The 9,348-nt window shown below is 40.7% G+C and carries 8 protein-coding genes and 1 riboswitch; of the genes, 4 read left to right on the forward strand and 4 right to left on the reverse strand.

Going from position 1 to position 9,348, the window contains the following annotated elements:
• The 3 genes from ACKPEB_RS03595 to ACKPEB_RS03605 form a co-directional block, all read left to right on the forward strand.
• The coding region (locus ACKPEB_RS03595; protein ID WP_408963424.1) for a transglycosylase domain-containing protein at positions 1–2,061 on the forward strand (2,061 nt) is incomplete at its 5' end.
• A 77-nt stretch (positions 2,062–2,138) separates the two neighbouring features.
• The gene (locus ACKPEB_RS03600; protein WP_408963425.1) at positions 2,139–2,351 is read left to right on the forward strand and encodes a hypothetical protein; all 213 of its coding nucleotides are present in this window, start codon (positions 2,139–2,141) and stop codon (positions 2,349–2,351) included.
• A gap of 143 nt (positions 2,352–2,494) precedes the next feature.
• Positions 2,495–2,619, forward strand: a riboswitch (cobalamin riboswitch).
• A 55-nt stretch (positions 2,620–2,674) separates the two neighbouring features.
• Positions 2,675–3,685: a sirohydrochlorin chelatase gene (locus tag ACKPEB_RS03605; protein ID WP_408963426.1), complete on the forward strand. Its 1,011-nt coding sequence runs from the start codon at positions 2,675–2,677 to the stop codon at positions 3,683–3,685.
• 163 nt (positions 3,686–3,848) lie between these two features.
• On the opposite strand, the gene sppA is transcribed toward ACKPEB_RS03605, so the two are convergent.
• The 4 genes from sppA to ACKPEB_RS03625 all read right to left on the reverse strand — a co-directional run bounded on the left by sppA (position 3,849) and on the right by ACKPEB_RS03625 (position 7,876).
• The gene (gene sppA / locus ACKPEB_RS03610) at positions 3,849–5,672 is read right to left on the reverse strand and encodes a signal peptide peptidase SppA (RefSeq protein ID WP_408963427.1); all 1,824 of its coding nucleotides are present in this window, start codon (positions 5,670–5,672) and stop codon (positions 3,849–3,851) included.
• Between the two features lie 111 nt (positions 5,673–5,783).
• The gene (gene pyrR, locus ACKPEB_RS03615) at positions 5,784–6,323 is read right to left on the reverse strand and encodes a bifunctional pyr operon transcriptional regulator/uracil phosphoribosyltransferase PyrR (protein ID WP_408963428.1); all 540 of its coding nucleotides are present in this window, start codon (positions 6,321–6,323) and stop codon (positions 5,784–5,786) included.
• Positions 6,324–6,370: 47 nt separating this feature from the next.
• Entirely contained in the window at positions 6,371–7,369 is a 999-nt protein-coding gene (gene cbiB, locus ACKPEB_RS03620; protein ID WP_408963429.1) for an adenosylcobinamide-phosphate synthase CbiB, read from the reverse strand.
• 63 nt (positions 7,370–7,432) lie between these two features.
• Positions 7,433–7,876, reverse strand: coding sequence for an Rrf2 family transcriptional regulator (locus ACKPEB_RS03625; protein ID WP_408963430.1), 444 nt, complete (start codon positions 7,874–7,876; stop codon positions 7,433–7,435).
• A 468-nt stretch (positions 7,877–8,344) separates the two neighbouring features.
• Here ACKPEB_RS03625 and ACKPEB_RS03630 point away from each other — a divergent pair, with 468 nt between their 5' ends.
• Positions 8,345–8,746, forward strand: a complete 402-nt coding sequence (locus ACKPEB_RS03630; RefSeq protein ID WP_408963431.1) for an AbrB family transcriptional regulator — start codon at positions 8,345–8,347, stop codon at positions 8,744–8,746.
• Positions 8,747–9,348 lie beyond the last annotated feature (602 nt).

Consider the following 9,348-nt stretch of genomic DNA (forward strand, 5'->3'; position numbering starts at 1 on the left):
TATGGAGCTTGGCAATGGTATCGCATTGATCAAAGCTTACCAAAAGTCTCGGTTAATACAATGGCATCTTTTAGCCGAGATGGAACAGTTACGATTAAAGCTGCTAATGGTGATATTTTAATGCAAACCGGGCCAGCAACACGGGAAAAATTGCGCCTCAAACAAATTCCTGAAAAACTGGTACAAGCTTTTATTTCTACGGAAGATATCCGCTTTTATGACCATGATGGGGTCGATTATCAAGGCATTCTTCGAGCAATTGGATCTAATTTATTAGCTCGGGGAGTGGTTGAAGGCGGTAGTACCATCACTCAACAGTTAGCTCGAATTGTTTATTTAGATCAAGAACATAGCCTCACCCGTAAACTGAAAGAGGCAATGGTTGCTTGGAAAATTGAAGATCAAATGAGTAAAGAAAACATCTTAGAACGCTATCTTAATTTAGTGTATCTGGGGTCAGGGGCTTATGGAGTGGCGGATGCAGCTTATGTTTATTTTAGTAAATCCGTTAATGAATTAACTTTATCGGAAATGGCAATGTTAGCGGGTTTACCGCCTGCACCGAGTCAATATTCTCCGTTGGAAAATCCAGAAGCGGCTCAAAAAAGACGTAATATTGTGCTTCAACGGATGCAGGATGCTGAGGTGATCACCGCCAGCGAAGCACAAGCGGCGATGCAAGAACCCATTACCCTCAAACCGAGTCAACCGAAACGCTTATTAGTTAAAGCTCCTTATTTTTCTAGTTATGTTCTGAAAGAATTACCTCAATATGTGTCTAAAGATGCGATCGCAGCCGGAGGGTTAACGGTTGAAACCAGTTTAGATGTTAAATGGCAAGAAGCGGCTGAAAAAACGGTTAAAGATGCGGTGGAAATTGATGGATATGGAGCCAATTTTGACCAAGCCGCGTTAGTTTCCATTGAAGCTAAAACCGGAGAAGTTAAAGCAATGGTGGGGGGATATCAATATAAAGATAGTGAATTTAATCGTGTTACCCAAGCTCAACGACAACCTGGATCAACCTTTAAAGGATTAGTTTATGCGGCGGCGGTTGGGGCGGGTTTTTCTCCTTATGATAGTTATTTGGATGAACCTTATAAAGTCGATGGTTATCGCCCTCGAAATTATGGCAATAAACATTATGGATGGATGTCAATGTCGGATGCTCTCAGCCGTTCAATTAATGTGGTTGCTGTTAAAGTATTAATTGATGTTGGCTTTGAACCCGCGATGAAATTGGCAAAAGAAATGGGGATTAAATCCCCTTTAAAACCCACGTATTCGATGGCTTTAGGTGCTTATGAAGTGAATTTATTAGAGTTAACCAATGCTTACGCAACTTTAGCGGATGACGGCAATTATATTCCGGCTCATGGCATTCGTCGGGTTTTAGATCAACAGGGAAATATTATTTATCAAGCTAAATTTAAACCGAAACGAGTTTTAGATCAAAATAGTGCCGCCATTACCACTTGGATGTTAGAAGGAGTCGTACAAGGAGGAACCGGGAGTCCGGCGGCGTTACCGGGTCGAGAAGTGGCGGGTAAAACTGGAACCTCTGAAGAAGCGAGAGATTTATGGTTTATTGGTTATACTCCCCAAATTGTCACCGGGGTTTGGCTAGGGAATGATAATAATGATCCGACCTGGGGCGCGAGTAGTAGCGCGGCTTATAGTTGGGGAGAATTTATGGAACAAGTTGTGGAAGGAATGCCTGTAGAAAAGTTCCCAGAACTCCCAGAATTAGAAGGACGCAAAGGCAGTATTAAGGCCCAACCCCATGAACCCAATAGTATTGAAACGGGGACTAAAGTAGCCATTGAAGACGGTGATCCCGCACAAGCTGGAAGTGGGGATGGAACCTATACCAGCACCTCTGAAACTTACGATAGCGGTTATTCTGATAGTGGTTCCTACAGTGATAGTCAGGACTATTCCTCTGATAGTTATTATAATAATTCTTCTGGAGGATATTCTGACGGCTACTCCTCCGATGGCTATTCCTCCGATGGCTATTCCTCTGATGGCGGATATTCTGACGGCTATAGCAATTATTAAACCGCTAAATTTTTGGAAACACGCTAAAATCCAAAAGGATTGATTGCGATCGCAGGGTTTAAGGAGACGATTTGATTATGGATGAACTGCAACCAATTTTACAAGAATTAACCCGTGAACCGATTGCATTTTTAGGGGGGTTTTTCTCAGGTTTATTAAAATTAAACCTCAATGATGATCCGGTAAAAACTTGGCTGGAAAAACAAGGAGGAACCCCTGGTTCTAGTTCCTCTGACTCTAAAAATAATAACGGCAATTCCGGTGGCCCTCAATCTATTACGATTGATTAATTGTTTGGGCGGGGAGACCCCGCCCCTACTCAGTTATCTGTTATCGATAGCGTTCTTAAAATAGCTATTGAAACTTTCTTCACCCGCACCAACAAAGCCTCAACCGTCATCGCATCTTTGTTGCTTTCTGGGGTAAACTGAAAAAATACCTAATGATTCACTGTCATCGTGTAGGGAAACTTCGGTGAGAATCCGAGGCTGTGCGGCAACTGTAAGTTAGGAATCATCCTAACAAGCCAGAATGCCTACCGAGTAAGGGCGCAAAAACCCAGTCCTTACGCTCTATAACCTGCCTCACACGGGAAAGGAGACCCAAACTTAACATGAGCGATCAAACCCAACTTTCGATTAAACCATCAGATTTAACGTTTCCGCCTTTACCTCTACAACGTCCCTTATTACTCATTGGTCATGGAACCCGTGATACAGATGGACGAGAAACGTTTTTAGAATTTGCTCAAGCGTATCAACAATTAGATTACTCTCGTCCTGTTGTTCCTTGTTTTTTAGAGTTAACAGAACCCACCATTCAAGCAGGAATTGATCGCTGTATTGAACAAGGTTATACAGATTTATCGGCGTTACCTTTGTTATTATTTGCTGCACGACACAATAAATTTGATATTACCAATGAATTAGATCGAGCGAAACAACGACATCCTCAATTAACTTTTCATTATGGTCGGCATTTTGGGATTAGTCCGAATATTTTAGAGTTATTGCGATCGCGTTTAGAAGCGTTAAATCAACCAAAATTTAACCCCTTACAGATTCCAAATTCGGAAACGGTATTATTATTTGTGGGTCGGGGAGCCAGTGATCCTGACGCGAATGGAGATGTTTATAAACTGGCTCGAATTCTGTGGGAAGGAAGCGGTTATTCAACGGTTGAAACTTGTTTTATTGGGATTACTCATCCGCGTTTAGAAGAAGGATTTCGTCGCGCTCGACTGTATCAACCCAAACGAATTATTGTTTTACCTTACTTTCTATTTACGGGGGTTTTAGTTAAGAAAATCTTTGATATTACCGCCCAACAACAGGAACAATATCCTGAAATTCAGATGACCTGTTTACCGGAAATGGGAATTCAACAAGAACTATTACAACTCTTACGAGAACGGGAAATTGAAACCCAACTCGGACAAGTTCAAATGAACTGTGAAATGTGCAAATTCCGGTTAGCAGCCCTTTCAGGAAATCATCATCATCCTCATGATCATAGTCATGATCATCATCACCATCATCACCATCACCATGATCATGATCATCCTCCCGTTGATCCCTATGCTCAGTTAGAAGATTATCATCAACGAATTTGGAAGACACCTTAACTCGTGGTGAATGACCCTATTATTATAGGGAAATCCACGCCTTTGAGACGAAGGTTGTCATCTTTTAGGGTAGGAGTTGAATCTTCCCAACCCCGCATTAAGAGGGTTGGGAGACCCAACCCCTACAGATGTTAATGAATAGGATTCTCTGGGGGATTTTTGATTATTCAATTCTTAAATTAAAAGGGAGACGGGTATAGATTCCTTTAGGATCATTCATCGTTTTAATGATAGATAATTCCTCTTGAAGTCGGAGAAATTCACGAGTTAACGGATCAAGGGGTGTTGTTACGGTGGTGTTTTCTCCGGTTAAATTTTCGATAATTCGTTCTTCTAAACTTCGAGATTTAGGAGATTCTTGTAATGTCCAATTATCTCCTAAATTAGCGGTTTTAACTGCTGCTGTGATCGCCGCATCTAACCCCCCAATTTCATCGACTAACCCTAACTGTTTAGCTTGGGAACCTGACCAAACTCGCCCTTGAGCAATATTTTGAACCTTATCCTTGGGTAAATTCCGATTGGTGGCTACATTAGAAATAAATCGATCATAAATTAAGTTGACAATGCTTTGTAATTTTGCTAATTCTTCAGGAGTTTTGGGACGATTAATCCCTTGAATATCGGCAAATTTACCCGTTTTTACACTATCCCAAGTAATGCCATTTTGATTAGAAATTTCTTGAATATTAAATAATAATCCAAACACGCCAATTGATCCGGTAATGGTATTAGATTCTGCAAAAATTTTATCCGCTCCCATGGAAATCCAATATCCTCCCGAAGCGGCATAATTTCCCATCGAAACAATTACAGGTTTTTTTTGCTTCCGCATCAGTTCTATTTCCCGTCCAATTACTTCGGATGCGGTAGCACTTCCCCCTGGACTATTAACTCGAAGAACAATCGCTTTTACCTGGTTATCTAAGCGCAGTTTTCTTAATTCTTTGGCTAATCGATCTCCTCCTATTTGACTTGAGGTTCCTGTTCCATTAACAATTTCACCCTCAGCATAAACAATGGCAATTCTATTATCACTATTTTCCTTTCCACTATTGTTTTTAACAACTTCAGGTATTTTTGAGTAAGAATTGATACTGATTTGGCGAAATTGTTGATTTTTATCCTGAGATTCTCCCGTAATTTTTTTGAGGTTAGTCACAACTTCATCACCATAAGCAACTTGATCCACCAGTTTTGCTTTTAAAGCCGTATTTGCTAATAGAATTCCTTCCGTATTGGAAAGGGTTTGTAACTGTTGGGGTATCAGCTTGCGACTGGGGGCAATAGTTGTTAACCATTCTCCCCATAAATTGCTTAATAAACTTTGAGTTTGTTCTCGACTTTCAGGACTTAATTTCTTGAGTAAAAATGGTTCAACAGCCGATTTATATTTTCCGACTCGTGTCACCTGAACGCCAATCCCATATTTATCTAATGCACCCGTTAAAAACATCACTTGAGAACTTAATCCTTTCAAGTCTAAAGATCCTAAAGGGTGAACCACCACTTGATTAGCCACAGATGCTAAATAATATTCGGGTGCTGTCCAATCTATATCATAGGCAATAATGGTTTTGCCACTGTCTTTAAATTGTTGTAAAGCTTGACGAATTTCTTTTAAATTCGCTAAACCTGTGGAGGTCGGGCTATTACTTCCTTGTAAATAAAGAGCAACAATTCTATCATCTTTGCGGGCTTGATCAATACTTTGAACTAAAGTTCTTAATTGAATTTCTGTGGGTGTATTTTCCGAGAAAGCTTGTTGTAAGGCTTCAGAGGTGGAGGGATTAGGGCCACTATCACTCACACTCAAAGATAAATCAAAAACTAACACGGATTTATCCTTAACTTGGGGGCCTGAATCTTGACCCATACTGATGATAATCAGAAAAATTAATCCCCCAATTCCCATCGTGGTAATTAACACCAGTCCAATTAAGTTTCCTAATAAACTAGCAAACGTAAACTTTAAAAAATCTTTCATATTATTGATGATCCGGTTGAGAGTTGACGGTTAACGGAGGTTCAAAATCAGCAACAGATGGTCAGGGAACATCAGGGAAAAGAAATCTGATCAGGAGTTCCTGTTCTGCTTTTAAGAAGTCGGAGACAATAATTCAACAGCATCTCGTCCATCGAGGTCTTCTAAATAAACTTTGACCTGTTCTTCCTTGGCGGTGGGGAGTGTTTTACCAATAAAATCGGGATGGATAGGAAGTTGACGATGACCTCGATCTACAAGAACCGCTAAAGCAATGGTTTCAGGACGGCCATAATCGATGACCGCGTTGAGAGCGGCGCGAATGGTTCTACCTTTATAAATCACATCATCGACTAAGATAACCGTTTTCCCAGTTAAGTCAAAGGGAATGGTGGTTTTTTCAGGGGTACGCATTCCCACTTGATCTAAATCGTCTCGATAAAATGTAATATCTAATGCACCCACAGGAACCTTGATCTGTTCTAAAACCTCAATTTGGTGAGCTATAAGTTCAGCTAAGGGAACTCCTTTGGTATAGATTCCCAGTAACACTAAATTCTCTAAATCTCCGTATTTTTCAACAATTTGGGAAGCCATCCGATTCAAGGTTCGCCGGAGTTCGGTCGCAGATAGAATTTCAACAATTTTTGTCATTTTCGATTCACGATTAACTATCTTGAGTTGTTTAAAGATATTCAGGATTAGTCCAGAGTGTGTCCCAGAATGAATCCCCCTGTAAATAATCCTAACGTGATTAAAAAAATGTATCGAGTCAGTTGTAATGCCTGTTCAATGGTAGTAGATGTAATCGGGTGTTGGGGATCTCCCAATAAAGGTTTTTGTTTGATCACTCCCCGATAGGAATTCCTTCCTCCCAATTGTACCCCTAAAGCGGCAGCATAAGCACATTCACTCCATCCGGCATTGGGGCTCGGATCAAAACTTGCATCTCGTTGACAAATGGTTAAAACGGATTTAGGTTTTCCTGATAAGATAGCAATCATGATTACTGTTAATCGACAAGGAAGCCACGTTAAAACATCTTCTAATTTGGCACTAAACCATCCAATATCCTTGTAAGGTGCTTCTCGATAACCCACCATAGAATCGAGGGTACTAGCGGCTTTGTAAGCAAAAGTAAGAGGAACGCTACCGACTCCGGGGATGAGTAGACCAATTAAGGCATAAAATAAAGGAGCCATGACACCATCAGTAGCATTTTCTGTCACGGTTTCTAAAACGGCTCTAAGGATTTCTGACTCGGATAAGGTTTCGGTATCTCGACCCACATAACGACTTAATCGTTGACGAGCCGTGACTAAATCTTTTTGTTCAATCCAGTCGAGAACATCCTCTGCGGCATCCCTTAAACTTCGACCCGCAAAACAACTGGCCAAGAGGATACTTTCTACTGCAATGCTTAAAATCGGATTCCACGAAAATTGAACCACTAGCACTTGTACACCATATCCAATTAAAGCCGTTATTAACGCGCTCCCTAACACGACAATTAGGGTCAGGAATACCCCTGCAACCCGTAGGATTCTAGGTTGGTTTAAGTATTTAAAGAAAATTTGGGTATAGTGAGTAATTACCCACCCCATCACTTGCACTGGATGTAACCAACTTTGAGGATCTCCAATGAGATAATCTAATCCAGCAGCAATCAATAGAATCATCAGAGAATTAAAATCCATCATGGACAAAGGATAAATCGAAAAGGATCATCAATCTGAGGAGAACGTTCTGGGATTCAAAATTCTCTAAACAACAAAAGTTGTTTCTTCCCCCTGTGCTGCTTGGCAACTGCGAGTATCATAATAAAGATCTTCAAGGGAAATCCCATATAAAGCCTCTTTCAGCTTTTGGTGTAAACGATTCCACAGGGTAAAAGTTACCCAATCTTCTGCTTGTTCAATATCCGCTTGATGGCGGGGTAAAGGTTCAATGGTTTCTCCTACTGCTTCTAAGATTTGTCCCAAGGAGATTTGTGCTGGAGATTTTGCCAATTGATAGCCTCCTTGAGCGCCTCGAACTGATTCAACTAACCCGGATCGTCGCATCTCAATCAAGAGTTTTTCCAGATAGGGTGCAGGAATATTTTGGCGCTGTGCGATCGCGTTTACAGAAGTCGGCCCGATCCCGCGTTGTAAGGATAGATCGAGTAAGGCTTTAACGCTATAGTGTCCCCGTGTAGTTAACTTCATCCTGGGTAATAAAATAGATAACTTCGTAATCGAGTTTCAAAGGGCAAAGATGGTCTTGACAGATTCTACCAAGTTGAGCATACCTAAAGGGAATTCAGCACAACTCAATAGAAAATGGTAGTACAATCTCCCTCTCAAGAGTTTAGTCTGGAGTTGATAACTTCTCATCAGTCTGGACAGCAGACTTTTCTCTTCAAAGGGGAGTTTGACTTGATGCAATGGGGACTGATAGTATTCCGCAAAAGCTGATAGCTGAAGCTGAGGGTCAGGTGTTGGATGTCCCACCCTTCCACTCAACTGCTTGATCTGAATTAGATCTATTAAAAAATTTAAGAAATAGGTGAACAATTTCGTTAATTAGTGTAATATAGTTTCTCAAGTAGCGATCTAGCTAAACCTTCTGGATGACTGAACAGCCATTCCAGAAAAAAGTCAAGACCTTTTGCAAAATATTTACAGGAAGAGTTAATGATTAAAAAGAAAAGTTCTGATCCTCAACCTCTGACCGGAGAAGCTTTACTCGATAAAGTCAAAGGACTCGAACATCTGAGTAAGGAAGAGAAAGCTAGAGAATGTGGTTATTACACCCTGACTAAAAATGGTGTTGAGCGCGTCAATATGATGAAATTCCTCAATGCTCTCATTGATGCAGAGGGAATTGAGTTAGATGGCAAACAACAAGGAAATGGACGGGGTGGACGCTCCGCTAGTTATCGGATTAGTGTTCAGTCAAATGGTAACTTGTTAATTGGTGCGGCTTATACAAAACAAATGGATTTGAATCCTGGTGATGAATTTGAAATTTCTCTAGGACGTAAGCATATTCACCTCAAACAAGTTGAAGCCGGAGACGAAGAAGAAGAATCATAGGATTATCGTCTTCTATTTAATCCTCAGACTGAATTTAAACATCGTTGTACGCCCCTTGAACGTACAGGTTTTTTAGACTGGCAATGGCTCTTTTTTAGTCGCTGCCAGCTATTGTTATATCAAATAACCCTCAGTCCCCAAATGGCAGTGCTATAGCCTTATATGAAATCCTTAAATCTTTGCTACAGATAATTAGAGAGCGCGTGAAGCCGTAAAAATTGCCCATTGCCAGAGTGCCGCTTCCCTATTCGTAATTCGTAATTCGTAATTCCCCGTTGCCTTTTATAGCATTCTTTTCAGGATTTCATATTACTTTTCCAGGGAACACTTGGACAGGACTTCGGCGTGAGCGGTAGTTGAGTCGTTCGACAAGCTCACTTTAATACCTCACGGGGTGACAACCCCGTCAAAAACCTTACTAGAGGGAATGGAGGCAAATTGCGGTAAAAAAGATGGGGTAGTAAGTAGGTGGTCATAAATAGAGTTAAAATAGAAGATGAAGAAATATTAGAGGAAGAGTCATGCCAGTACGGTTAAGAATTCAACTAAAAGAAGAAGAAAAAAAAGAGCTACTAACACTGTATGAGCAAGAGAAAGTACCG

Source organism: Planktothrix sp., from assembly GCF_046067725.1.
GTDB lineage: Bacteria > Cyanobacteriota > Cyanobacteriia > Cyanobacteriales > Microcoleaceae > Planktothrix.

What these genes read in the sequence shown, in the direction of transcription:
- pyrR (WP_408963428.1), bottom strand. Translation starts at nt 6,323, where the DNA reads ATGACAAAAATTGTTGAAATTCTATCTGCGACCGAACTCCGGCGAACC.
- ACKPEB_RS03600 (WP_408963425.1), top strand. Translation starts at nt 2,139, where the DNA reads ATGGATGAACTGCAACCAATTTTACAAGAATTAACCCGTGAACCGATT.
- ACKPEB_RS03625 (WP_408963430.1), bottom strand. Translation starts at nt 7,876, where the DNA reads ATGAAGTTAACTACACGGGGACACTATAGCGTTAAAGCCTTACTCGAT.
- cbiB (WP_408963429.1), bottom strand. Translation starts at nt 7,369, where the DNA reads ATGATGGATTTTAATTCTCTGATGATTCTATTGATTGCTGCTGGATTA.
- sppA (WP_408963427.1), bottom strand. Translation starts at nt 5,672, where the DNA reads ATGAAAGATTTTTTAAAGTTTACGTTTGCTAGTTTATTAGGAAACTTA.
- ACKPEB_RS03630 (WP_408963431.1), top strand. Translation starts at nt 8,345, where the DNA reads ATGATTAAAAAGAAAAGTTCTGATCCTCAACCTCTGACCGGAGAAGCT.
- ACKPEB_RS03605 (WP_408963426.1), top strand. Translation starts at nt 2,675, where the DNA reads ATGAGCGATCAAACCCAACTTTCGATTAAACCATCAGATTTAACGTTT.